Raw genomic sequence first — 22,648 nt, 5'->3', positions numbered from 1 at the left:
TGGCGCGAAGGATTCCCATGCAAGCAACACCGCCCCCTGCTCCTCCTACTGTCAACCGGCTGCGCCTGCGCAGACTGGGCATCGACACCTACCAGGAACCGGTGCTCTACATGCACCGCGACTGCCCCATCTGCCACTCGGAAGGCTTCGAGGCGCGGTCGCGCGTGGAACTGCGGCTCAATGGCCGCACCATCGTGGCCACGCTCAATGTGGTGACCGGAGACTTCCTCTCGTCCGACGAGGCCGGCCTGTCCGAAGCGGCCTGGCGCCTTCTTCATGCGCAGCCGGGGGAAGAAATTTCGCTGCACCATCCCGCACCGCTCGAATCGCTGAGCCATGTACGCGCCAAGGTTTACGGCCGCCGCCTCGACCAGACGGCCATCGACGCGGTGATCGTGGACGTGGCGGCCGGGCGTTACTCGGACCTGCAGCTCGCGGCCTTCGTCACCGCCTGTGCCGGCGACCATCTGGACATGGGCGAGACCATCGCGCTGACCCGCGCCATGGTCAACGTCGGCGAGCGCATACATTGGGGCGAGGGCCTCGTCATGGACAAACATTGCGTGGGCGGGCTGCCCGGCAACCGCACCACCATGATCATCGTGCCCATCATCGCGGCCTGCGGGCTGCGCATGCCCAAGACCTCATCGCGCGCCATCACCTCGCCGGCCGGCACCGCCGACACCATGGAGACGCTGGCGCCGGTGGACCTCGACGTGGCGCAGATCCGGCGCGTGGTCGACCGCACCGGCGGCTGCATTGTCTGGGGCGGTGCCGTGCGGCTCAGCCCCGCAGACGACATCCTGATCCGCGTGGAGCGCCCGCTGGACCTGGACAGCCAGGGACAGCTCGTCGCCTCGGTCCTGTCCAAGAAGACCGCGGCCGGCGCCACCCATGTGTTGATCGACATGCCGGTCGGGCTGACGGCCAAGGTGCGCAGCGCGCATGCGGCCAACCTGCTGGGGCAGCAGCTTGAACAGGTCGGCCAGGCGCTGGGCATGCAGGTACGGGTGGTGCAAACCGACGGCGTGGCTCCCGTGGGCCGCGGCATCGGCCCCGCGCTGGAGGCGCGCGACGTGCTGGCCGTGTTGCGCCGCGAAACGCGGGCTCCGGCCGACCTGGCGCTGCGTGCGCTGCAGCTGGCCGGGCAGATTCTCGAGTTCGGCGGCGCGGCGCCCGCCGGGGCCGGCCTGGCCCAGGCCACCGCGGTGCTGGAGGACGGCCGCGCCTGGCAGAAATTTCAGGAAATCTGCGAGGCACAGGGCGGCTTGCGCGAGCCACCCGTGGCCACCCACCAGCAAGCGGTGCGGGCCCGGCATGGCGGCACCGTGATCGCCATCGACAACCGGCGCCTGGCACGCATCGCCAAACTCGCCGGCGCGCCTTCGGCGGCGTGTGCGGGCATCGACATGAATGTGCAGCTCGGCACGGTGGTCGAGCGCGGCCAGCCGCTGTTCACGCTGCATGCGGCAACGCCGGGCGAACTCGCCTACGCCCTGGAGTACGCCACCACCCAGGCTGAAGCGGTGCATGTGATGGAAGAGGCCTGATGCTGGTCCTGGCCCTCCCCGGTGGTGAGCAGCTTGCGGCCGGCCTCGCCAGCCGCCTGCGCTGCGACTGCGCCAGCCTGCAACTGCACCGGTTTCCCGACGGCGAAACAGGCGTGCGTATCGACGCGCCGGTCAAGGGCCGCTGCGTGGTGCTGGCCGGCAGCCTGGACCAGCCCGATGGCAAGACCCTGCCGCTGATTTTTGCCGCCGACGCGGCGCGCGAACTGGGCGCCCGGCAGGTCGGACTGGTCGCGCCCTACCTGGCCTACATGCGGCAAGACAAACGATTCAAGCCTGGCGAGGCGGTGACCTCACGCAGCTACGCCCGGCTGCTGTCTGCTTCGCTCGACTTTCTGGTCACCGTGGATCCGCACCTGCACCGCATCCGCAGCCTGGGCGAGGTGTACAGCATCCGTACGCAGGTCATCCCGGCCGCGCCGCTGATTGCGCGCTGGCTGCGCAGCCACGTGGACGCGCCCTGGCTGATCGGACCCGACCAGGAAAGCGAACAATGGGTTGCCGAAGTGGCAGGCCTGGCGGGCGCGCCCTGGACCGTGCTGGCCAAGACACGGCGGGGCGACCGCGATGTGGGGATCCGGCTGGCCGGCCGCGAACGCTGGCCGGAACGGACACCGGTGCTGCTCGATGACATCATTTCCACGGGGCAAACCATGCTGGCCGCCACGCGGCTCCTGAACAAGGCCGGTCTGGGCGCGCCGCTGTGCATAGGCGTGCATGCGCTCTTCGATGCCGAGGCCCAGCGCCAGCTGCTCGAAGCAGGCGTCACGCGTGTGCTGACCTGCGACACCATCACGCACCCTTCCAACGCGATACGCATGGCCCCGCTGCTGGCCCGCGCCGTGCGCCAACTCAGCGCAGCCAGCAAGGATGCCAAAAAATGACGGCAAAACGCATTGTCCTGATCCAGGGCCATCCCGACAGCACCGTGCCCCACCTGTGCCACGCGCTGGCGGCCGCGTACGCCGCGGGCGCGGAAGAAGCCGGGCACGCCGTGCGCTGCATCCAGGTCGCCGAACTCGATTTCCCGCTGCTGCACAGCCAGCAGGCCTGGGAGGAAGACACGCTGCCCGCCGGCTTGCAGCAGGCGCAGGCCGACATCCGCTGGGCCGAACACATCGTGCTGATCTTTCCGCTCTGGCTGGGCGACATGCCGGCCCTGCTCAAGGGATTCCTGGAACAGGTGGCCAGGCCCGGCTTTGCTTTTGAACACGAAGCGGGCCGCGCGACCTTCACAAAAAAAGGGCTGGCAGGCCGATCGGCCCGTGTGGTGGTAACCATGGGCATGCCGGCGCTGGTGTACCGCTGGTATTTCCGCGCCCACAGCGTCAAGTCGCTGGAGCGCAACATCCTGGGCTTCGTCGGCATCGCCCCGGTCCACACCACACTGATTGGCATGGTCGGCGATTTCAAGGCGAACGACGGCAGCCGCTGGCTGGCCAAACTGCGCCGGCTCGGACAACGCACTCAATAAGGCATGCATGGCCAACCCAACCACTCCCATCCACCCAAGAAAGACCCCGATGAACCCTGCACCCATGGCGCCACCCATCGCCCCCGCGCCCGGCAACCCCGGCAGCGACATCGTCAAGCGGGTCGGCCTGCTCGCCGCGCTGGCGGCCCTGCTGGCCATCGTCTGGATGCCGGCCCTGCAGGGCCTGCCCGCCGCCGGTCAGGTCATGCTGGCCATCCTGGCCTTTGCCGTGATCGTCTGGATGACCGAGGCGCTCGACTACGCCGTGAGCTCGGTGGTCATAGGCGCACTCATGATCTTTCTGCTGGCCTACGCGCCCGACGCAGCCAAGCCGGCCGGCCCCGACATGGGCACCGGTGCAGCGCTCGGCCTGGCCCTGTCCGGCTTCTCCAACAGTGCCGTGGCGCTGGTGGCGGCGGCCTGCTTCATTGCCGCGGCGATGTCCGCCACCGGGCTGGACAGGCGCATCGCGCTGAAGGTTCTGTCCAAGGTGGACGCGGGCACCAACCACATCGTGATCGGTGCCATGGTCACGGGTTTCCTGCTGTCCTTCATCGTGCCCAGCACCACGGCGCGGGTGGCCTGCCTGGTTCCCATCATGATGGGTTTCATCCTGGCCTTCAAGGTCGACAGGCGCAGCCGCTTTGCCGGCCTGCTGGTGATCACCGCGGCGCAAACCGCCAGCGTCTGGAACATCGGCATCAAGACCGCGGCGGCGCAAAACATGGTGGCCATCGGCTTCATCGAGAAGCAGTTCGGCACCAGCATCAGCTGGACCGAGTGGTTCATTGCCGGTGCGCCGTTTTCGGCCGTGCTGAGCGTGGCGGTTTATTTCATCATGACCCGCCTGATGAAACCGGAGATGAAGGAAATCGCGGGCGGCCAGGCCACCATCCGGCAACAGCTCGAAGCGATCGGGCCGATGACGCTGCGGCAGTGGAAACTGCTGGCCATCGTGCTGGTGCTGCTGGGGTTCTGGGCCACCGAAAAAGTACTGCACAACTTCGACACCTCGTCGACCACCATCGCGGCCATCGCCCTGATGCTGGTGCCACGCCTGGGTGTGATGGACTGGAAGGAGTCGCAGCGCGCCTTCCCCTGGGGCACGGTGATCCTGTTTGCCGTCGGCATCAGCGTGGGCACCGCCCTGCTGAAAACCAACGCGGCCGGCTGGCTGGCCAACCTGATCGTCCAGCATCTGGGGCTGCAGCAGGCCAGCGCCTTTGCGATCCTGATGCTGCTGTCGCTGTTCCTGATCGTGATCCATCTCGGCTTTGCCAGCGCCACGGCACTGGCCTCGACCATGATCCCCATCATCATCAGCGTGCTGACGGCCGTGCAGACGCCGGGCATCAACGTGATCGGCATGACCATGCTGCTGCAGTTCGTGGTGAGTTTCGGCTTCATCCTGCCGGTCAACGCGCCGCAGAACATGATCGCCTATGGCACGGACACCTTCGATGCGCGTGACTTCGTGCGCACCGGCCTGGTGATCACGCTGGCCGCCATGGGGCTGCTGGTTGTCTTCGCGCTGACCTACTGGCCCTGGATGGGCTACATGACCAAAGCGGTCTAGGCAGAACCGGAAACAAGGAGGAACGCCATGACCACCTTGACCAAGCTCGCCCTCGGCATGATGGGCAAATTGCGGCCGCAACCGGCCCTCGGCAACGCAGCGGCCCTGATCAGCCTGCCGCCGCCCGACCGGCAGGCCGGGCTGCCGCTGATGCAGGCCCTGGCCCAACGCCAGTCGCGCCGCGACTACAAGCCAGACCCGCTGCCACTGGCACTGCTGTCCGGCCTGCTCTGGGCCGCCTGCGGTGTGAACCGGTCCGATGGCGGGCGCACCGCACCCTCGGCGCTCAACGCGCAGGAAATCGACATTTATGTGGCCTTGCCGGAAGGCGCCTACCGCTACGACGCCGCCGGACATCAACTGCAGCTGGTCGCCGGCGCCGACCTGCGGCGTGTGACCGGTTACCAGGACTTTGTCGATGAGGCGCCCATGGACCTGGTCTACGTCGCCAACCACCCGCGCATGTCGCTGGTGCCGGCCGCACAGCGCGAAGCCTACGCCCATGTCGCCGCCGGCGCCATCACGCAAAACGTCTACCTGTTTGCGGCCAGCAGCGGCTTGGCCACGGTGATACGCGCCTGGATAGACCGCACGGCCATCGCCGACGCGCTGGGCCTGAGCCACGACCAGCAAGTCCTGCTGTCGCAGACGGTCGGGTTTCCGGCTGCCGTCCCCTGAAGGCGCGGCGAGGGCCTGCAGCGCGCCCCCAACGCTCCTGTTTTGATAGCTATTGACGCAATACCGGCGATGACTAGAGCCGGTTTTGACCGAATCAGTCCGCCCGCACCCAGTCGGCGCCCAAACCCAAACCCAAACCCAAACCCAAACCCAAACCCAAACTCAGGCCCAAGGCCTGCAGGCTCAGCGCTCCCCGGCGCGTGCGGCCATCACCCGGCGCCAGAGCCGCAGCACCAGCAGCACCAGGGGCATGGCGTGAATGAACAGGTCGAAGATGTCCAGGGGTCGGGACAGCGTGCCCTGACCCAGCATCCGCAATTTTTCAATCAGGTGTGGCTCGGGCGTGATCGGCGCCACGGCCATCCAGAGTGCCAGGACGATCAGCCAGACCAGTGGAATGCGGTCCAGCCACCTCATGGCCAGACTCCCTGCAGCCGCTGTCGGCCACGCAGGCAAACGTGCAGGGCATCATTCAAAGGACGGTGCCTCCGGCTTGACCACCGGCTTGCCGGCCGCCACCCAGCCATCGAAGCCGCCGGCAATCGACTGCACGTTCAGGTAACCCATCTCATGCAGGGCGGCACCGCACAGGGCGGCGCGGCCGCTGGTCTTGCAGTACAACACGATCTTCAGGTCGCGCGGTTGCAGCGCCGGGGTGCCGCTGAACTTGAACTCGAGCAGGCCGCGCGGGACGAGGACCGCGCCGGCAATGTGGCCGGCGGCGTATTCGTCGGCTTCGCGCACATCCACCAGCACGTCGGCATCGCGCAGGGAGATTTCAGCGTCGGATACGGCGACTTCCTGGACGCGTGTCTTGGCAGCGGCGACGAGATCATGGGCGGTTTTCATGGGAACTCCTGGTAACAAGGTGACGAATTGGATGTGCAACAGGTTGGGTAGCCTGCATCCGGCGCGTGCGCCGGACACCGGGAAGTTCATGGCGCGCGGATTTTTTCGTGGATGCGGCGCGTGGTGCGCCACACGCCCCACAACACCAGCGGGATCAGGGCGCCGGCGGCGATCTCCGGGTTGACGGGCGCACCGGCGGCCTTGAACGCCTTGCCCACATACAGCAGCAGGCTCACCACGTAATACGAGATGGCCGCAATCGACAAGCCCTCCACCGTGGATTGCAGGCGCAGTTGCAGTTCCTGCCCGCGCGTGAGCTTTTCCAGCAGTTGCTGGTTCTGCACCTCGGTGGCGATGTCCACCCGGGTGCGCAGCAACGCGCTGGTGCGCGACACCCGCTCGGACAGCGACGCCAGCCGCTGCGCCGTGGCCTCTACCGTGGCCATGGCCGGCGACAGGCGGCGCTGCATGAATTCACCCAGGAGCTGGGTGCCGGAAATGGGTTTCTCGCGCAGCTCCGCGATGCGCTGGCCGACCAGCGCGCTGTAGGCCCGCGTGGCCGAGAAGCGGTAGCTATGTTCGGCCGTAGCGCGCTCCACCCGGGCCGCCAGCGACACCAGGGTGTCCAGCAGCTCCTGGTCGGAGGCCGACTTGTTTTCGAGCCGCGCCGTGATGTCGGCCAGTTGCCCCTCGGCCTCGGCCAGCATGGGGCCCAGCGCCTTGGCCACGGGCAGGCCGCGCAGGGCCATCAGGCGGTAGGTTTCGAGTTCCAGCAGGCGCTGGGAGATGCGGCCGGCACGCATGTCGGTCATGACTGGCGGGGCGATCACCAGCATGCGCTCGAAGCCGTCGGCGCCCAGGTGAAATGCGGTCAGCGCCCACGAGTGTCCGTTGCCCAGCTGCGAAGCCACCGCGGCACGGCCTCCGAACCAGGCCAGCGCCTGTGCCATCAGGGTCCCCTCGCCGGAAAGATCGCCATGCACCATGGCCAGCTGGATGGCGGCCACCGTTTTCCCGGGAATGCCGGGCAGCCAGCCCGGCGCGACCACCGGGGCAGCCAGCAAGGGTGGCTCCGCAGCGCCGAGCAGCGCGCTGGCGGGCAGCGGCTGCACGATGGCGTAACGCGTGAACTCGGTGTGCCGCTCCCACTGGACGAGGTAACCCTCGCAGCGCAGACTCAGGAAGTTGCCGTTCAGGTTGTCCAGCGGCAAATCCTGCTGGCCCGGCAAGCGGCGCAGGTGTTCACACTCCTGCTCGCGGGTCACGCCGGCGTTGAGCACCGCCACATAAATGATGAGTGCCGGCAGCCGCACGCGAGCCGACGGCCGCGCATGCAGCTCGTTGTGCAGCACGGCTCGCTGCGCATCGTCGGGCGGCAACAACGCGAAGGACGCGGGGAGAGGAGCAACAGAGGAAGACAGGCTGGAAGTCATGCCCCGATACTACCGTTTTGATAGCTGCTTGCGCTTTCCTGACAAGGGCTGGAGCCTGTTTTCATGAGGAATTCATGGACTTGAACATGGAGAGCGTCGCGGATTGGCACGGCTTATTTCAGGCGCTGGCCGGTGCTGTCAGAAATTTCGATGGTGATCGGAATGCCCTGCCCCACACTCTGGGTGACGGTGCAGAACGCCTCGAACTGCTCGAGCACGCGGTCCAGGTGCTGCAGCGAGGCCGCCGGCACGCCCAGCGTCAACTGCGCGGTCATGCCCAGCACACGCAGGCGTCCTTCCGGGTTGCGGCCCACCTGCGAGGTGATGTCGCAGCGCATCGGCTCCGGGGCCTGCTTGAACTTGCGCAGCGCAAACAGCAGCGAATCGCTCAGGCAGTTGCCGACGGCGGCGCTGAGCAGCTGCACCGGCGAGGGCCCGAGCCCGGTCCCCAGTGGCGCCGGTTCATCACCGGTCAGCACCGGAATGGCCCCGCCAAACTGGATGTCAAAGCGGTAGTCGTGCTGCTGCACCAGGCTGACCTGGACGAGGGTGTCGCTCATGGCGCCTCCGGGTTGAAGATGAACAGGATCAGGTACCGCAAGAAAACCTGGACTCGGGCACGCCCAGCTTCTTGAGGATGAAGCCGAGCGGGCACACGTTGGTAAACCCGAACTGGAACAGGTTGAAGCCCACAAAGGCGGTGAAGGCCAGGGCCCACTTGCTCACAAACAGCGGGCTGCCTTCAACGCCGAGCGCGAGGGACACCAGGATGAACAGGCCGGCAATAATGCGGATGTAACGTTCGACAGTCATGAAATTCTCCAGGGAGTTAAAAAAGGTTGTTTCTATTTCAGGCGCACGATGCCCAAGAGCTTGAGCACGTACTTCTCATACACCGGCTCCGTGTTGCCGGTTTTCATCTTGCGGATGAAATACTTCTCGAACGCGATTTTGGCCAGGTGCACCCATTTGCCCTTCTTGAACCAGTTCACGTTGCGCGGTGGTATCTGCGGCAGGGCCACAAAGGCGGCCCCGGTGTCGCCCATGTCGGCCAGGCAGATCGCGTTCCAGGTGGCCTTGGCCTGCACCGGCCGGCCGGCAATCTCGTCGGCGATGTTGTGGGTGATCGCGGTCACCATGGTTTCGATCATGTAACCGGTCTTGGGCGCGCCCGTCGGCACGGGCGTGACCTCCACCGGCGGGATGGCCACGCAGACGCCGGCCGCAAAGATGTTGGGCCAGGCCTTGCTGCGCTGGTGTTCGTCGATCAGCACAAAACCGCGCGGGTTGCACAGCCCCGGCACCGCTGCCACCGCGTCCACACCCTTGAAGGCCGGCAGCATCATGGACAGCTTGAACGGGACTTCATGCTCCTTGTACACATTGCCGAGGTCATCGACCTGGGTGACAAACATTTTCCCGTCCTCGACACGTGTGGTCTTGGCGTTGGTGATCCACTTCATGTCGTGGCCACGCATCTCCGACTCCATCATGGACTTGCTGTCGCCGACACCGCCCAGGCCCAGGTGGCCGATGTAGGGCTCGCTGGTCACGAAGGTGATGGGCACCAGGTGGCGCAGCTTGCGCTTGCGCAGATCGGCGTCGAGGATGAAGGCAAATTCGTAGGCCGGCCCGAAGCAGCTGGCCATCGGCATGGCGCCGATGACGACCGGGCCGGGGTTCTTGAGGAACTCCTGGTACTCCGCCCAGAATGCCTCGGCATGTCCCACGGTGCACACGGAATGGGTGTGCCCGCCGTGGGGGCCGGCGCCGGGAACCTCGTCGAAGCTGAGCTTGGGCCCGGTGGTGATCACCAGGTAGTCGTAGTCCAGGCTGTCGCCGCCTTCGAGCGTCAGGCGCCTGGCCTCGGCGTCGATGGTGGTGACGGCCTTGGGCACAAAGGCAATGCCCTTGCGCTCCAGCAGGGGGGCGATCTTCAGCACGATGTCGTCCCGCTTGCGCCAGCCCACCGCCACCCAGGGGTTGGAGGGCACGAACTGGAAGTAATCCACCGCGCTGACCACCGTGATCTGGTGCTCGGGCGGCAGCAGCTCCCGCATGTCGTAGGCAGCCGGCATGCCACCTATGCCAGCGCCCATGATGATGATCTTGGCCATGTCATGTCTCCTTGGTTCGGGTTGAAGAAACAGTCCGTCACTCAGGCTTCAATGCGCGCGGCAGGCGGGGCCACCCGATGCTGGTACAGCGCGAAATAGAGAACCGGAATGACCACCAGCGTCAGCAGCGTGGACACCAGGATGCCGAAGATCAGCGCAATGGCCAGGCCGTTGAAGATGGGATCGTCCAGGATGAAAAAGGCGCCAATCATGGCGGCCAGGCCGGTCAGCGCAATCGGCTGGGCGCGCACCGCGGCCGAGCTCACCACGGCCTCCTTGAAGGCCATGCCCTGCGCGACCTGCAGCTCGATGAAGTCCACCAGCAGGATGGAGTTGCGCACGATGATGCCCGCCAGCGCGATCATGCCTATCATGCTGGTGGCCGTGAACTGGGCATTGAGCAGCGCGTGCCCCGGCATCACGCCGATGATGGTCAGCGGAATGGGTGCCATGATCACCAGCGGCGCGAGGTAACTCTTGAACTGCGCCACCACCAGCAGGTAGATCAGGATCAGGCCCACACCGTAGGCGGTGCCCATGTCGCGGAAAGTCTCATAGGTGATCTGCGATTCGCCGTCCCACTTGACCGCGTACTGGCGGTAGGGATCGGAGGGCTGGCTGATCCAGTATTCACCCAGTTCCCCGGTGTTGGGCAGCGCCGCCTGCGCCAGCTTGGGCCGGATGCCGAACAGGCCGTACAGCGGCGAGTCGAGCTTGCCGGCCATGTCGCCGAACACATAGCTGACCGGTTGCAGGTCCTTGGTGAACAGCGGCTTGTTGACCACGCCCCGCTCCACCTGAACCAGCTCGGACAAGGGCACCATGCGGCCGTTCGCGGCTTTCATGGGCAGGGCCAGCAGGGCATCGAGCCCCACCTGGCTGTCCAGCGGCAACTGCAGGCGAACCGGCACCGGGTTCTTGGACTGGCCATCGTGCATGTAGGCGGCATCCGCGCCAGAAAGCGCGCCCTGCACCGTCTGCGCAATCGCCGCCACCGGAATGCCCAGCGACTCGGCGCGCTGGCGCCGCACCGTGAGGTGGGCGCGCGGCGCGTCCTCCTTGAGCGAGGTGTCGATGCCCACGATGTCGGGCGTGGCCGCAAAGGCGGCGGCAATGCGCCGGGCCAGCGCCTGGCGGCCGGCTTCGTCCGGGCCGTAGACCTCGGCCACCAGCGGGCTCATGACCGGCGGGCCGGGTGGCACTTCCACCACCTTGACCCGGGCCTGATGACGCGCGCCGATTTTTTCCAGCTCCGGACGCAGGCGCTGGGCAATCACGTGGCTCTTGTCGCTGCGGTGTGCCTTGTCCACCAGGTTGACCTGCAGGTCCCCCTGCTCGGCCTCGGCACGCAGGTAGTACTGGCGCACCAGGCCGTTGAAGGTGATCGGGCTGGCGGTGCCGGCATACCCCTGCAGGTCGCGCACTTCGGGCTGCTGCGCCAGAAAAGCGCCCAGCTCGTGCAGGGCGGCCGCGGTGTTTTCCAGCGGCGTGCCGGCTGGCATGTCCACCACCACCTGGAACTCGCTCTTGTTGTCAAAGGGCAGCATCTTGAGCACCACCCACTGCACCATGGTCAGCCCGACCGACAGCAGCAAGGCCACCAGGATGCCGGCCAGCAGCAGCCAGCGCTTGCGCGCGCTGTCGAGCAGCGGCGTGAGGATGCGTGTGAAAAAGCGTTGCAGCTTGGGGCCCAGCCCGCCAGGTGTAGCCGCGGCTTCATGGCCGTGCCCCGGACCATGCGACTTCATGAGCTTGAGCGCCAGCCAGGGCGTGACCGTGAAGGCAATGGCCAGCGAGATCGCCATGCCGAGGCTGGAGTTGATCGGGATCGGGCTCATGTAGGGGCCCATCAGGCCGCTCACAAAAGCCATGGGCAGCAGCGCGGCGATCACCGTGAGGGTCGCCAGGATGGTCGGCCCACCGACCTCGTCGACCGCACCGGGAATGATGTCGGCCAGCGACTTCTCCGGAAAGAGCTGCTGGTGGCGGTGGATGTTCTCCACCACCACAATTGCATCGTCCACCAGGATGCCGATGGAAAAAATCAGTGCAAACAGCGACACGCGGTTCAGCGTGAAGCCCCAGGCCCAGCTGGCAAACAGCGTGGCCATCAGCGTCAGGATCACGGCCGCGCCGACAATCACGGCCTCGCGTCGGCCGAGGGCAAAACCCACCAGCAAAATCACCGAGCCCGTGGCAAAGGCCAGCTTCTGGATCAGCTTGTTGGCTTTTTCCGCGGCAGTCTCGCCATAGTCACGCGTGACGGTGGTCTGGATGTTGGCGGGGATCACCGTGTTGCGCAGCTCTTCCAGACGGGCATTGGCGGCACGCGCCACATCCACGGCGTTTTCACCGGGCTTCTTGGTCACGGTCAGCGTCACCGCCGGATAAACCTGCCCCGCAGCCGGTGGCGCTGTGGCCGTCGGGCCGGCCTGCGTCACGGCCGCGCCCGGCGTGAACCACACATAACGCTGCGGCAACTGGGCACCGGCCTCGATGCGGGCCACCTCGCTCAGATAAACCGGCTTGCCGTTGCTGACACCAACCACCAGGGAACCGATCTCCTCCGCGGAGGAGAGAAACTCGCCGGTCTCCACGCTGAGCATCTGCGGGGTCGGGCCCGAAGGGTCCAGCACCGAACCCGAAGGCATGCCGAAATTGGCAGCGGCCAGCGTCTGCTTGAGCCCCAGCACATCGACCCCGCGTTCACGCAGGCGCACCGGGTCCAGCCACACATGCACGGCCCGGCCCGGGCCGCCTATGGTCTGCACCTCACGCGCGCCCGGCACGCGTTTGAGCTCCATCTCCAGGGTGCGCGCCACCCGTTCGAGATCGTTGGCGGCCAGCGCGTCGCCGCTCCAGAGCGTGACGGCCAGCACCGGCACGTCGTCGATGCCCTTGGGCTTGACGATGGGTGCGAGTGTGCCCAGGTCACGCGGCAGCCAGTCCTGGTTGGCGTTGAGCACGTCGTACAGGCGCACCAGCGCCTCGGTGCGCGGCACGCCCACCTTGAATTGCACGGTCAGCACGGCCAGGCCGGGCCGGGCCACCGAGTAGGTGTGTTCGATATCGGCAATCTGGCTGAGCACCTGCTCTGCGGGCCGGGCCACCATGTTCTGCACGTTTTCGCTGCTGGCCCCGGGAAACGGGATAAGCACGTTGGCCATGGTCACGTTGATCTGCGGCTCCTCCTCGCGCGGCGTGACCAGCACGGCAAAGAGGCCCAGCAGCAGAGCCATCAGTGCCAGCAGCGGGGTGATGGCATTGGACTGGAAGGCCGCCGCCATGCGGCCTGAGGCTCCGAGGCGGGTGGGACCGGAAGAGGTGGGATCGTTCATGGCCACCTCAGCGCGCAGCGGTTTGCGGACGGGCACCGGAGAGGCCGGCGCGCACCGGGTCCAGCGCCACGCTGTCACCGGCGGTCAGGCCCGCCAGCACCTCCACGCCGGCCGCGCCATGGTCGGGGCCCAGCCGCACCGCCCTGAGCGCAAAACCCTGCCCGGCAACGACATACACCGCGGTCAACTCACCGCGCCGGACCACGGCCGAGGCCGGCACCACCTTGCGCTCGGACGCGCCGCCGACAAAACGCACACGCACCTGCTGGCCGGGCACCAAGCCCTCCGCGCCGGCGGTCGGCAGCTCCAGCCGCCACTCGACGGTCTGCGATACCGGGTCCGCCGAGGGCAACACGCTGCGCGCCACCGGCACCAGCCACTGCGGCCCGGCCTTGCCGGCCGGGCCCTGGATTTCCACCCGGCTGGCCGACCGGGCGATGTCGCCCAGCGACGCCGGTACCTGCACCACGGCGCGCAAGGGCAGCGGCGCATAAAGCGTCAGCAGGGGCGTGCCCGGCATGGCCAGGTCGCCCGCTTCGCTCAGGGTCTGCAACACCCAGCCGTCATATGGAGCGGTCACACGCGTGAAGCCCTGCGCCAATGCCGACTGGCGGGAGCCGGCGGCGGCCTGGTCGCGTCCGGCCTGCGCGGCGTTGAGCTGCGTGTTGGCGGTGTCGAGGGCGGCCTTGCTGACAAAACCCATGGCCTGCAACTCCCGCGAGCGCTCGGCGTTGGCCCGCGCATTGCGCAACTCGGCCTCGGCCTGCGCCACCTGCGCCTGGCTGCGCTGGACGCCGGTCTGGGTCTCGCGATCATCAATGGTGGCCAGCAACTGCCCGGCACGAACGCGGTCACCCGCCTTCACCAGCAGGGACGCCACACGTCCCGACGCCTGCGCCGACAAGGTGCTTTGCTGCACCGGCTGGACCACGCCGTCGAGCTCGAAGCCCGTGGGCACCGCCTTCGCCCGGATCTGTACTACCGGCACCTCGACGGCTGTGACGGCGCGCGCCGAACCGGCGCTGAGCGCCAGGCCCAGCCCCAAGGCCAAGGCCTGAAAAACGGGGAACTGCAATTTTTTCATCATCTGTCCTTTTTCATGCCCGTGGCTGCTGAGCGTCGCCGTCCGGACCCGCAACCTGTTTTTCAATATTCGGTTCAGAGGCTGTTTATGCACTTGCTTCATATCAATCTCCCGTTGCTTTTCCGGCAAGGCGCCGCTCCGCCTCGGATGAAAAACCGGCACCCGATCACAGCGCATTGAGCGGAATCTTGAGATAAGACACCCCGTTGTCCTCGGCAGGCGGCATCTCGCCGGAGCGGATATTGACCTGCACCGACGGCAGGATCAAGGTGGGCATGGCTAGCGTGGCGTCCCGGGCGGTGCGCATCTTCACGAACTCGTCCTCGCTCACACCGTCATGGACATGGATGTTTTTGGCACGCTGCTCGGCGACCGTGGTTTCCCAGACGGGGGACCGGCCCTCGGGTGGGTAGTCGTGGCACATGAACAGGCGGGTTTCAGGCGGCAGGCTCAGCAGCCTGCGCACCGACCGGTACAGGGCGGAGGCGTTCCCGCCGGGAAAGTCGCAACGCGCCGTGCCGACATCGGGCATGAACAAGGTATCGCCCACAAACACGGCATCGCCGATGAGGTAGGCCATGCAGGCCGGGGTATGGCCAGGCACCGACAGGGCCCTGACCTGGAGCGCACCGATCGCCAGGATTTCACCGTCCTGCAGCAGGCGGTCGAACTGGCGGCCGTCGGTCTGGAACCCGGGCTCGAGGTTGAAGATGCGCTTGAAGGTGGTCTGCACTTGCGTGATGGCCGCCCCGATGGCGATTTTTCCGCCCAGCTTCCCGCGCAGGTAGTGTGCCGCCGACAGGTGGTCGGCGTGGGCATGGGTTTCCAGGATCCACGCCACTTGCAGGTTCTGGGCACGCACAAACGCCACCAGCTTGTCGGCCGAGGCAGTGCGGGTACGCCCGGACTTAGGGTCGTAGTCAAGGACGGAATCAATGATGGCGCAGGCTGCCCCCGTCTTCTCGTAGACCACATGGCTGACAGTCCAGGTATCAGGATCAAAAAAGCTTGTGATGATGGGTGTCATGTTCTACGCTCCTGCTTATTCAATTTCAATTTTGACATTCTATTTACAAACATTATATTTGTCAATATAATATCATTGTTGCAAATCAAAAGGAGTGCACCCCATGCCCGCAGACACTGTGATGGATCTCGGCAGCCTGCGCAGTTCTGCCGATGCTGCCTGCCGTCTGATGAAAGTGCTTTCCAATCCGGATCGCCTGCTCTTGCTGTGCCAGCTGGCACAGGGCGAGATGCGTGTGGGTGAACTCGAGGAATCCGTCGGCATCCTGCAGCCCACCCTGTCACAGCAGTTGGGCGTGTTGCGCGACGAGGGCCTGGTCAGTACACGCCGTGACGGCAAGGCCATTTATTACCGCATCGACAGCCCGCAGGCGCTGGACGTGATGAAAGTACTTTACGACCAGTTCTGCAGCGTTCCCGGCAAAAAGGGCGCTGATGTCAGCTGATGCTACCGCCGCTCCACAGGCATGTTGCCGGGCAGGTGCGCCTGCAAGGACCGGACCTGCCTCTCCAGCGCCTCGATACGGTTCAGGTAGCCCAGCAGGAGCCCAACCGTGAACAGGTCCAGGTCGAAATCCTGGCGCAGCTTGCCGGCCGTGCGCAGTGGCATCGCACATTCGGCGCTGAACAGGCGCTCCTGCCGGACCTCCTCCATCGGCACCAGGGCGCCATAGTCCATCAGTTCGTCGAGCTCGGCCACAGTCATGGCGCAGATTTGCGCGAGTTCAGCCAGAGTCACGGCCTCGCGCGCGTCGAGCCATGCGACCTCAAGCAGTTGTTGTTCCATGAGACTTCTCCTTGCCTGCAGGCGCGCGCGGGTTGAAACGCGAGGCCTTTGCCAGTTCCCCGAAAAGCTCGCGCTCCCGCTCGGTCAGGTTGGCGGGCACGTCGATGCGCACGGTGGCGTACAGGTCGCCGCGGCCGCTGTGGCCATCGGCCAGGCCCCGTCCCCGCAGGCGCAGCTTGCGACCCGAATGGGTCCCCGGCGGCACGGTGAGCAGCACCAGGCCGTCCAGCGTTGGTACCTCCACGTCGGCGCCCAGCGCTGCTTCCCAGGGCGCCAACGCCAGATCAAAATACAGGTCGTGGTGGTCGGCCCGAAACACCCGGTGCGGCGCGAGCGTGATGTGAAGGTAAATGTCGCCATCGGTCCCGCCGTTGCGACCCTTCCCGCCCCTGCTGCGCAGCCGCAGCTTCTGACCTTCGGTCACCCCAGCAGGAATGGTGACTTCCAGCGTGCGTCCGCCTTCCTCATCGGTCAGATCGAGCTTGACACTGGCTCCATGGTGCGCGTCTTCCAGGGGGATGCGGACGCTGGTTTCATAGTCCCGGCCGCGCATCGGCACCGGTCCCCGGGACGGCGTGCGCCCGCGCCCCATGGCGGCCAGCAGGTCGGCCAGATCAACGCCCTCAAATCCCTGGCCGTCCGCGCCGAAGTCGTGGCGCCACTGCGGCGGCGGCGCAAACTCCTCCCCGGCAGGGCGGCGGCCCAACTGGTCGTAGGCCGCACGTTTTTCGGGGTCTTTCAGCGTCGCATACGCCTCCCCCGCTTCCTTGAAGCGGGCCTCGGCATCGGGCGCCTTGGACACGTCGGGATGGTGCTGGCGCGCGAGCTTGCGGTAGGCCTTCTTGATCTGCTCGGTGTCCGCATCACGCGGCACACCCAGCGCGGCGTAGTAGTCCTTGTACTTCATGACAGGGCCCGCCGCTCAACACGCGTTCAGTGCACGCGCGTCTCGAAAGCCCGGGTCAGCCCGTCCAGGTCGGTGATGCGGATGTGGCGCTTGTCCACCTCGAGCAGGCGCTGCTGCTGGAAGGCCGAAAAGGTCCGGCTCACCGTTTCAAGGGTCATGCCGAGATAGCTGCCGATCTCGGCACGCGACATCCGCAGATGGAACTCGCTGGCCGAATAGCCGCGCGCCTTCATGCGCTGCGACAGGTTCAGCAGAAATGCCGCCAGCCTCTCCTCGGCATTCATGCTGCCCAGCAACACCATGAGACTGTGCTCACGCACGATCTCGCGGCTCATCAAGCGGGTGACCACGTGCTGCATGCCCGGGTTGCCGGCCGCCACTTCGGCGAAATGGGCAAAGGGAATGGCACAGACTTCGGTGTCTTCCAGCGCGGTGGTGCTGCTGGCATGGGCGCCATTGGCGACGCCGTCCAAGCCCATCAGTTCACCAGCCATGTAAAACCCGCCCACCTGTTCACGGCCATCGGCCAGCGTGAGGCTGGACTTGAAGGTGCCGCTGCGCACGGCATAGATGAACTGGAAACGGTCCCCTTCACGGTACAGCGTCTGGGCCGCTTTCACCTTGCGCCGGCTGAACATCAGGCTGTCCAGCCGCTCCACGTCGCTGCCCGTCATGCCGCAAGGCAGGCACAGGTCGCGCAGGTGGCATGTGGAGCAATGCGTCATGAGGGGCGCGACCGATGCGGATGCGGGAGCGGCTTGCGGGGAAACAATGCGGATGGGGGCGACGACGGCTTCGAGGGTGGCTGTAGACATGGAATCCTCCTTGGGTGACTCAGGCGTCAGCACGCGACATACCGGGAGGCCTTCGCCACGGTCTGCACGAGCTGATCAAATTCGGTGCTTTTGTCGAGAAAAGCTTCGGCGCCCTCCCCGAAGTAACGTTTACGGTAGGCCGGGCCGGAATTGCTGCTGAACACCACAAAGGCGATGTCCGGTGCGGCCTGGCGGACGGCGCGCAGAACCTGCAGGCCGGAGCCGCCGTCGAGCTGGACGTCCAGCACCACCACATCGGGCGACGCCTCCAGGATGCCGTCGATGGCATCCTGCGGCGTGGCGGCCCGTCCCACGACGCTCATCGCGCTGGCTTCGAGCATGGCGGTGACGCGGTCCCGGATCAGGACGGAGTCATCAACGATAAAAACTTTGAGAGGGGCTTGGCGGGAACGCATGGCCCTACTGTGGCCGGACCCGGGCCTTGCGGCCATAGGCAGCGGCTGAATGCACGCCTCGGAGTAGTCTGGATTCAGAAGACCCGCGCTCCTACCCCGTCTAGGAATAATCCGAGCGCAAAAGTGCCCCGGTTACCGCCGGCCCCAAGCGTCCTGCCGTGCCCGCTCCGTCAGTGCGCCATGAGCACCGGCAGGGTCATGGACTGCAACACCGTGCGGGAGGTGCCGCCCAGCACCCACTCCCGCGCGCGGCTGTGGCCGTAGCAGCCCATCACCAGCAGGTCGGCCTCGAGGTCGAAGGCACGCGACAGCAGCAACTCACCGAGCAACTCGGGCTCCCCTGTCTCGCGGTGCCAGGTCGTCTCCACGCCGTGCAGTTTGAGATAACTGTCCAGGTCCAGCCGCTGGCCGCTCACCGCCTCGTCCGCGCCTGACCAGGAAAGGACATGCACGCGCCTGGCCCGCTGCAGCAGGGGCAGCGCAGCGCTGACCGCCCGCGCCGCCTCGCGCGTCGGTTTCCAGGCAAGCACCACGGTGTCCCCGATGGACGATGACACACCGATGTAGGGCAGGATCAGGGCCGGTTTGCCGCTGGCAACCATCACGGACTCGGCAAAATCGACCGGCACACCGGTCGCCGGTGTGCTGGCCGGATCGTGCTGACCGAGCACCAGCAGGTCCGCGTACAGGGCCTGCTGGACAAAGACGCCGATGATGGGGTCGTCATCCACTTCGGCCCAAGCGGCCTGCATGCCGGGCTGTGCCAGCACGCGGTCGAACGCTGCACGGGCGCGCGTGCGCAACTCGTCATCAATCTCGCGCAAGGCCGACGCCACGCCCGGACCGACCTCGGGCGCGAAGGGCAACGCCACGAAACTGGGTGTCACGGCGTAAAGGCCGGTCACGGCCGCACCGTGGGACTGACCGATGCGGCACGCCGCCTCAAGGCGTTGCGCGGCCTGAGGCGAAGCGTCCAGATGAACGAGCAGCTGCGTGAGGGTCGTTTTCATGGGCCGGCTCCTTGGTCATTGCGATCCCGCCACCTTAGGGGACAGGCGCCGGCAGCAGCTTGACGAAGGTCAAGCGCCGGTCATGAGCAGACTCAGGGCTCCAGCGGCTCCGACACCCCGTGCTTGATGGCATAACGGATCAGCTCGCTCTGGTTGTGCAGGCCCATTTTCTGCATCAGATTAGCCTTGTGGGTGCTGATGGTCTTGACCGAAAGTTTCAGGCGCGTGGCAATGTCCGTCACGGAAACACCGGCAGCAATCAGGCGGAACACCTCGAATTCGCGGTTCGACAGCGACTCGTGCGGCGCCGAGGTTCCGCCCGGCATGGCACTCAAGGCGAGCTGCTCGGCGACTTCGGCGCTGATGAAGGCGCCGCCGGCAGCGATCTTGCGGATGGCCTGCTCCAGTTGTCCCGGCGCGCTCTCCTTGGTCAGGTAGCCGCTGGCGCCGGACTTGATGGCGCGCACGGCATACTGAAGTTCCTGGTGCATGCTGAGCACAAGAATCCGCACTTTCGGTTTTTCACTGCGTACCAGCTTGATCAGTTCCATGCCGCTGCGGCCCGGCATGGACAGGTCCAGCACCAGCACATCAAACTCGGACTCACGCACGCGCTGCATGACTTCGGTCCCGTTGGCCGCCTCAGCCACCACCTGCAGGTCATCCGCGGAGGAGACGATGCGTTTGAGACCTTCGCGAACAATGGCGTGGTCGTCGGCAATCACGATCCTGATCACGGGGCGGCCTCCGCTTCGGGCAGCGGAATGGTCACGCCAACGCGCGCGCCCTGTCCGGGCGCACTGTCGATGCTGACGCGTCCGTTGAGCAGTTGCGCCCGCTCACGCAAACCCATCAACCCCAGCGACTGCGGCTTGCGCGGCATCCCGGTCACAAAGCCCCTGCCGTTGTCGCGCACCGACAGCGTGATCTCGCCCGGCAGGCTGCCGATGACCACGGCGACTTCGGTCGCCCCGGCGTGTTTGGCGACGTTGGCCAGCGCCTCCTGGACAATGCGAAAAACGGCCGTGGCATAAGGCTCCTGCAGCTCCAGGTCTTCAGCAGCCGAGAGGGTGCAAGCCACGCCTGTGCGCTGGCTGAAGCTGTGGACCAGCCACTCGATGGCAGCCAGCAGGCCCAGGTCGTCCAGCAACAGCGGCCGCAGGTCCGCCGCGATACGGCGCGTGGAAGCCACCATGCCGTCCACCATCGCCAGCATGTCCGTCAGCTTGGCCGCAGCAAGGTCAGGCGCCGCGCGGATGCTGTCGCGCACCCAGATGGTGTCCATCTTCAGCGCCGTCAGCGACTGCGCCAACTCGTCATGCAACTCACGGGCCACCCGGGTTTTTTCTTCCTCACGCGCGGCATTCAACGCAGCCGCAAAGGCACTTCGCTCCTCCTGGGCCCGGACCCGCTCGGTCACATCGCGCAGGATCACGGTGTAGAGTTTTCCGTCGGCCGTGTCGAGCTGCGAGATCGAGGCGTCCATCGGGAATTCCTCCCCGCTGGCGCGCAAGCCGTAAATCACGGAGCCGTCGCCCATGCGTCGGGATGTGACCCCGGTTGCCGAAAACCGGCGGATGTGTTCACCGTGACCGGCGCGAAAGCGTTCGGGGATGAGTTCGGCCAGAGGCTGGCCCAGGGCTTGTCCGCTCGGCCAGCCGAAGATTTTTTCAGCCGCGCGGTTGTACATCACGATGTGCTGCTTGTCATCCACGGTGATGATCCCGTCCATGGCGGAGTCCAGCAGGGCCGCGAGCCGCGCGTGTTCTTCTTCCGCCAGCAACCGGCCGGTGATGTCGCGCAGGATCACCGTGAACAGCTTCCCGTCCGGCGTATCCAACTGCGAAATCGACGCGTCCAGGGGAAACTCCTCCCCGTTGGCGCGCAGGCCATAAACCACGTTGCGCGTACCCATGCGCCGCGATGTAACGCCGGTGGTTCCGAATCGTTCGACATGCCCGGCATGCCCTTGCCTGAAACGGTCGGGAATCAACCTCTGCAGGGACTGGTGCATGACCTCCTGCTGCGGCCATCCGAAGATTTTTTCGGCCGCCCGGTTGTAAAGAATGATCTTTTGCTGCTCATCCACCGTGATGATGGCATCCATGGCCGAGTCCAGCACCCCCGCCAGCAGCGCCGCTGCGCTGCCGGGGTTGTCAGCCAGTGAGGCTGTGTCCAGGCGACCGATAGGAGAAAAATCCATGCCTCAGTGTAGCAATGACCAAAAGTATTCGTTTTTTACCCCGAAACCGGGTAGTGATAACTTTAGACCAAACTGGCAATATCCCCCGTACCCAGTTCCCGGATCAAACGCCGTTGACTCATATCAAGGGTTTTCCCCCGACCCCGCTACACACTGAGCCCCACTTCACAGCATCTTTCAAGGAGTCGATCATGTACCAACGGATACTTGTTCCCGTCGACGGGAGCGATACCTCCAACAAGGCCCTGACAGCGGCGTTACAGCTCGCCAGGGATGCCGGTGGCCGGGTGCGGCTTGTCCATGTGCTGGAAGAACTGACCTACCTGACCGGTTATGAGCAGTTTGGCGGCTATTCGGGTGATCTGACCCGGATCATGCGCGACTCCGGGATGCAGATTCTCAATGACGCCATGGCCATCGCCCAAGCCGCTGGCGTGGAGGCCGACACGGTGCTTTTCGACAATCTGGGGGAGCGTCTCGCCGAGGCCGTAGCCGAGGCCGCCAGGCAATGGAAAGCCGACCTGGTGGTCGTCGGTACCCATGGCCGACGCGGCGTCGGGCGCATGTTGCTGGGCAGCGGTGCCGAACAGGTCATCCGGCTCGCCCCGGTGCCGGTGCTGGTGATCCGCTCGGAGACGGAGAGCAAGCCAGCCGACCACTGAGCGGGCAAAAATACCTGGCTGGGTTGGCAGCGCGTCCTCAGGACGCGGCCAGTAGCATCCGTACTTTCTCGTCGCCCACCGGTCCGAAGTCGCTGTAACAGTTTCCGACACCGCAGAAATCCGGCGGACTCAGGGCGCAGACAAACTCATCAGCCGCGGTCCCGATCCATTCCTGCGCACCAGGGGGCGCAACCGGCACGGCCACCACAATCCACGCTGGCTTGGACGCTCGCAATGTCATCAGCGCGGCACACATCGAGGCCCCGGTGGCCACGCCGTCGTCCACCACAATGACCGTGCGACCTTCGATGCGTGCAGCTTTCCGTGACCCGCGATACAACGCGTCGCTGCGCGCCAGCTCACGGCTCTCGGTGGCGATGATCTCTTCGAGCTGCTGTGGACTCAGGCCGCTGGCAGCCAGCACTTTTGGATCGATGTACCTTGCGCCACCGCTGGCAATGGCGCCCAGGGCCAGGTCGGGCCGGCTCGGCACCCCCAGCTTTCGCACAACCAGCAAGTCCAGTTCAGCAACCAGCGCCCGGGCCACTTCCCACGCAACCGGTACGCCGCCACGTGCCAGGGCCAGCACGACGACATCGTCGCGTCCCGCATACGCCAGCAGATGGCCGGACAATGCACGACCGGCTTCAGCGCGATCCTTGAACAGGGTGCTCATGACCATGCCGTTCTGAAATGCGCCAGGCT

At 65.9% G+C, this 22,648-nt stretch carries 24 protein-coding genes; 7 read left to right on the top strand and 17 right to left on the bottom strand.

The features are described from left to right. The first annotated feature begins 17 nt into the window (after positions 1 to 17). The 5 genes from B7G52_RS00845 to B7G52_RS00825 are packed head-to-tail and all read left to right on the top strand — an operon-like array spanning position 18 to position 5,296. Positions 18 to 1,550: a thymidine phosphorylase family protein gene (locus B7G52_RS00845; RefSeq protein WP_096695541.1), complete on the top strand. Its 1,533-nt coding sequence runs from the start codon at positions 18 to 20 to the stop codon at positions 1,548 to 1,550. Continuing rightward, positions 1,550 to 2,452, top strand: a complete 903-nt coding sequence (locus B7G52_RS00840; protein ID WP_096695540.1) for a ribose-phosphate pyrophosphokinase — start codon at positions 1,550 to 1,552, stop codon at positions 2,450 to 2,452. Before B7G52_RS00845 ends, B7G52_RS00840 begins: the two co-directional genes overlap by 1 nt. After that, positions 2,449 to 3,042: an NAD(P)H-dependent oxidoreductase gene (locus tag B7G52_RS00835; RefSeq protein ID WP_096695539.1), complete on the top strand. Its 594-nt coding sequence runs from the start codon at positions 2,449 to 2,451 to the stop codon at positions 3,040 to 3,042. The genes B7G52_RS00840 and B7G52_RS00835 overlap by 4 nt, the downstream gene beginning before the upstream one ends. 49 nt (positions 3,043 to 3,091) lie before the next feature. Next, positions 3,092 to 4,618 (top strand): DASS family sodium-coupled anion symporter, encoded by a 1,527-nt coding sequence (locus tag B7G52_RS00830; protein WP_240523266.1) that lies wholly within the window; start codon positions 3,092 to 3,094, stop codon positions 4,616 to 4,618. Positions 4,619 to 4,645: 27 nt separating this feature from the next. Beyond that, the gene (locus tag B7G52_RS00825; RefSeq protein WP_096695537.1) at positions 4,646 to 5,296 is read left to right on the top strand and encodes a SagB/ThcOx family dehydrogenase; all 651 of its coding nucleotides are present in this window, start codon (positions 4,646 to 4,648) and stop codon (positions 5,294 to 5,296) included. Between the two features lie 183 nt (positions 5,297 to 5,479). Here B7G52_RS00825 and B7G52_RS00820 read toward each other — a convergent pair whose 3' ends face one another. The 9 genes from B7G52_RS00820 to B7G52_RS00780 all read right to left on the bottom strand — a co-directional run bounded on the left by B7G52_RS00820 (position 5,480) and on the right by B7G52_RS00780 (position 15,144). Continuing rightward, complete coding sequence (locus B7G52_RS00820) at positions 5,480 to 5,713, bottom strand: hypothetical protein (protein ID WP_096695536.1); 234 nt, start codon at positions 5,711 to 5,713, stop codon at positions 5,480 to 5,482. 51 nt (positions 5,714 to 5,764) lie between these two features. Continuing rightward, positions 5,765 to 6,145 (bottom strand): rhodanese-like domain-containing protein, encoded by a 381-nt coding sequence (locus tag B7G52_RS00815; RefSeq protein ID WP_096695535.1) that lies wholly within the window; start codon positions 6,143 to 6,145, stop codon positions 5,765 to 5,767. A gap of 86 nt (positions 6,146 to 6,231) precedes the next feature. Beyond that, positions 6,232 to 7,578, bottom strand: a complete 1,347-nt coding sequence (locus B7G52_RS00810; protein WP_096695534.1) for a DUF3422 family protein — start codon at positions 7,576 to 7,578, stop codon at positions 6,232 to 6,234. A gap of 113 nt (positions 7,579 to 7,691) precedes the next feature. Continuing rightward, positions 7,692 to 8,138, bottom strand: a complete 447-nt coding sequence (locus B7G52_RS00805) for an OsmC family protein (protein ID WP_096695533.1) — start codon at positions 8,136 to 8,138, stop codon at positions 7,692 to 7,694. A gap of 28 nt (positions 8,139 to 8,166) precedes the next feature. Next, complete coding sequence (locus B7G52_RS00800) at positions 8,167 to 8,391, bottom strand: DUF2892 domain-containing protein (protein ID WP_096695532.1); 225 nt, start codon at positions 8,389 to 8,391, stop codon at positions 8,167 to 8,169. Between the two features lie 32 nt (positions 8,392 to 8,423). Beyond that, positions 8,424 to 9,695, bottom strand: a complete 1,272-nt coding sequence (locus B7G52_RS00795; protein ID WP_096695531.1) for an NAD(P)/FAD-dependent oxidoreductase — start codon at positions 9,693 to 9,695, stop codon at positions 8,424 to 8,426. Between the two features lie 41 nt (positions 9,696 to 9,736). After that, complete coding sequence (locus B7G52_RS00790) at positions 9,737 to 13,033, bottom strand: efflux RND transporter permease subunit (protein WP_096695655.1); 3,297 nt, start codon at positions 13,031 to 13,033, stop codon at positions 9,737 to 9,739. Positions 13,034 to 13,040: 7 nt separating this feature from the next. Further along, positions 13,041 to 14,120 (bottom strand): efflux RND transporter periplasmic adaptor subunit, encoded by a 1,080-nt coding sequence (locus tag B7G52_RS00785; RefSeq protein WP_240523265.1) that lies wholly within the window; start codon positions 14,118 to 14,120, stop codon positions 13,041 to 13,043. A 163-nt stretch (positions 14,121 to 14,283) separates the two neighbouring features. Then, a complete protein-coding gene (locus B7G52_RS00780; RefSeq protein ID WP_096695530.1) occupies positions 14,284 to 15,144 on the bottom strand; it encodes an MBL fold metallo-hydrolase in 861 nt (286 codons plus the stop codon). A 103-nt stretch (positions 15,145 to 15,247) separates the two neighbouring features. Between B7G52_RS00780 and B7G52_RS00775 the strand changes: the two genes are divergently transcribed. After that, entirely contained in the window at positions 15,248 to 15,589 is a 342-nt protein-coding gene (locus B7G52_RS00775; RefSeq protein ID WP_096695529.1) for a helix-turn-helix transcriptional regulator, read from the top strand. Between the two features lie 2 nt (positions 15,590 to 15,591). Here B7G52_RS00775 and B7G52_RS00770 read toward each other — a convergent pair whose 3' ends face one another. The 7 genes from B7G52_RS00770 to B7G52_RS00740 form a co-directional block, all read right to left on the bottom strand. Then, on the bottom strand, positions 15,592 to 15,930 hold the full coding sequence (locus B7G52_RS00770) for a chaperone modulator CbpM (RefSeq protein ID WP_096695528.1): 339 nt from the start codon (positions 15,928 to 15,930) through the stop codon (positions 15,592 to 15,594). Continuing rightward, entirely contained in the window at positions 15,911 to 16,837 is a 927-nt protein-coding gene (locus B7G52_RS00765; RefSeq protein WP_096695527.1) for a DnaJ C-terminal domain-containing protein, read from the bottom strand. The genes B7G52_RS00770 and B7G52_RS00765 overlap by 20 nt, the downstream gene beginning before the upstream one ends. 26 nt (positions 16,838 to 16,863) lie before the next feature. Continuing rightward, a complete protein-coding gene (gene fnr / locus B7G52_RS00760; RefSeq protein WP_096695653.1) occupies positions 16,864 to 17,652 on the bottom strand; it encodes a fumarate/nitrate reduction transcriptional regulator Fnr in 789 nt (262 codons plus the stop codon). Between the two features lie 26 nt (positions 17,653 to 17,678). Further along, complete coding sequence (locus B7G52_RS00755; RefSeq protein WP_096695526.1) at positions 17,679 to 18,068, bottom strand: response regulator transcription factor; 390 nt, start codon at positions 18,066 to 18,068, stop codon at positions 17,679 to 17,681. Positions 18,069 to 18,238: 170 nt separating this feature from the next. Next, on the bottom strand, positions 18,239 to 19,078 hold the full coding sequence (locus B7G52_RS00750; RefSeq protein ID WP_096695525.1) for a universal stress protein: 840 nt from the start codon (positions 19,076 to 19,078) through the stop codon (positions 18,239 to 18,241). 92 nt (positions 19,079 to 19,170) lie between these two features. Then, positions 19,171 to 19,815: a response regulator transcription factor gene (locus B7G52_RS00745; RefSeq protein ID WP_096695524.1), complete on the bottom strand. Its 645-nt coding sequence runs from the start codon at positions 19,813 to 19,815 to the stop codon at positions 19,171 to 19,173. Next, the gene (locus tag B7G52_RS00740; protein ID WP_096695523.1) at positions 19,812 to 21,281 is read right to left on the bottom strand and encodes a PAS domain-containing sensor histidine kinase; all 1,470 of its coding nucleotides are present in this window, start codon (positions 21,279 to 21,281) and stop codon (positions 19,812 to 19,814) included. The genes B7G52_RS00745 and B7G52_RS00740 overlap by 4 nt, the downstream gene beginning before the upstream one ends. A gap of 191 nt (positions 21,282 to 21,472) precedes the next feature. Here B7G52_RS00740 and B7G52_RS00735 point away from each other — a divergent pair, with 191 nt between their 5' ends. Then, positions 21,473 to 21,943 carry a universal stress protein gene (locus tag B7G52_RS00735; RefSeq protein ID WP_096695522.1) on the top strand — a complete coding sequence of 157 codons (471 nt, stop codon included), beginning with the start codon at positions 21,473 to 21,475 and terminating at the stop codon, positions 21,941 to 21,943. A 37-nt stretch (positions 21,944 to 21,980) separates the two neighbouring features. Here B7G52_RS00735 and B7G52_RS00730 read toward each other — a convergent pair whose 3' ends face one another. Then, positions 21,981 to 22,625, bottom strand: a complete 645-nt coding sequence (locus tag B7G52_RS00730) for a phosphoribosyltransferase (protein WP_371328983.1) — start codon at positions 22,623 to 22,625, stop codon at positions 21,981 to 21,983. Between the last annotated feature and the right edge of the window lie 23 nt (positions 22,626 to 22,648).

This window comes from Polaromonas sp. AER18D-145, assembly GCF_002379095.1.
Lineage (GTDB): Bacteria > Pseudomonadota > Gammaproteobacteria > Burkholderiales > Burkholderiaceae_C > Polaromonas.
This window is presented reverse-complemented; position numbering and strand designations above follow the sequence as displayed.

Excerpts from the sequence above, each read along its gene's own strand:
- B7G52_RS00755 (WP_096695526.1), bottom strand. The coding sequence starts at position 18,068 with ATGCGTTCCCGCCAAGCCCCTCTCAAAGTTTTTATCGTTGATGACTCC.
- B7G52_RS00775 (WP_096695529.1), top strand. The coding sequence starts at position 15,248 with ATGCCCGCAGACACTGTGATGGATCTCGGCAGCCTGCGCAGTTCTGCC.
- B7G52_RS00780 (WP_096695530.1), bottom strand. The coding sequence starts at position 15,144 with ATGACACCCATCATCACAAGCTTTTTTGATCCTGATACCTGGACTGTC.
- B7G52_RS00820 (WP_096695536.1), bottom strand. The coding sequence starts at position 5,713 with ATGAGGTGGCTGGACCGCATTCCACTGGTCTGGCTGATCGTCCTGGCA.
- B7G52_RS00770 (WP_096695528.1), bottom strand. The coding sequence starts at position 15,930 with ATGGAACAACAACTGCTTGAGGTCGCATGGCTCGACGCGCGCGAGGCC.
- B7G52_RS00825 (WP_096695537.1), top strand. The coding sequence starts at position 4,646 with ATGACCACCTTGACCAAGCTCGCCCTCGGCATGATGGGCAAATTGCGG.
- B7G52_RS00805 (WP_096695533.1), bottom strand. The coding sequence starts at position 8,138 with ATGAGCGACACCCTCGTCCAGGTCAGCCTGGTGCAGCAGCACGACTAC.
- B7G52_RS00785 (WP_240523265.1), bottom strand. The coding sequence starts at position 14,120 with ATGATGAAAAAATTGCAGTTCCCCGTTTTTCAGGCCTTGGCCTTGGGG.
- B7G52_RS00750 (WP_096695525.1), bottom strand. The coding sequence starts at position 19,078 with ATGAAAACGACCCTCACGCAGCTGCTCGTTCATCTGGACGCTTCGCCT.
- B7G52_RS00840 (WP_096695540.1), top strand. The coding sequence starts at position 1,550 with ATGCTGGTCCTGGCCCTCCCCGGTGGTGAGCAGCTTGCGGCCGGCCTC.
- B7G52_RS00800 (WP_096695532.1), bottom strand. The coding sequence starts at position 8,391 with ATGACTGTCGAACGTTACATCCGCATTATTGCCGGCCTGTTCATCCTG.
- B7G52_RS00790 (WP_096695655.1), bottom strand. The coding sequence starts at position 13,033 with ATGAACGATCCCACCTCTTCCGGTCCCACCCGCCTCGGAGCCTCAGGC.
- B7G52_RS00735 (WP_096695522.1), top strand. The coding sequence starts at position 21,473 with ATGTACCAACGGATACTTGTTCCCGTCGACGGGAGCGATACCTCCAAC.
- fnr (WP_096695653.1), bottom strand. The coding sequence starts at position 17,652 with ATGTCTACAGCCACCCTCGAAGCCGTCGTCGCCCCCATCCGCATTGTT.
- B7G52_RS00835 (WP_096695539.1), top strand. The coding sequence starts at position 2,449 with ATGACGGCAAAACGCATTGTCCTGATCCAGGGCCATCCCGACAGCACC.
- B7G52_RS00795 (WP_096695531.1), bottom strand. The coding sequence starts at position 9,695 with ATGGCCAAGATCATCATCATGGGCGCTGGCATAGGTGGCATGCCGGCT.
- B7G52_RS00815 (WP_096695535.1), bottom strand. The coding sequence starts at position 6,145 with ATGAAAACCGCCCATGATCTCGTCGCCGCTGCCAAGACACGCGTCCAG.
- B7G52_RS00765 (WP_096695527.1), bottom strand. The coding sequence starts at position 16,837 with ATGAAGTACAAGGACTACTACGCCGCGCTGGGTGTGCCGCGTGATGCG.
- B7G52_RS00845 (WP_096695541.1), top strand. The coding sequence starts at position 18 with ATGCAAGCAACACCGCCCCCTGCTCCTCCTACTGTCAACCGGCTGCGC.
- B7G52_RS00830 (WP_240523266.1), top strand. The coding sequence starts at position 3,092 with ATGAACCCTGCACCCATGGCGCCACCCATCGCCCCCGCGCCCGGCAAC.
- B7G52_RS00730 (WP_371328983.1), bottom strand. The coding sequence starts at position 22,625 with ATGGTCATGAGCACCCTGTTCAAGGATCGCGCTGAAGCCGGTCGTGCA.
- B7G52_RS00740 (WP_096695523.1), bottom strand. The coding sequence starts at position 21,281 with ATGGATTTTTCTCCTATCGGTCGCCTGGACACAGCCTCACTGGCTGAC.
- B7G52_RS00810 (WP_096695534.1), bottom strand. The coding sequence starts at position 7,578 with ATGACTTCCAGCCTGTCTTCCTCTGTTGCTCCTCTCCCCGCGTCCTTC.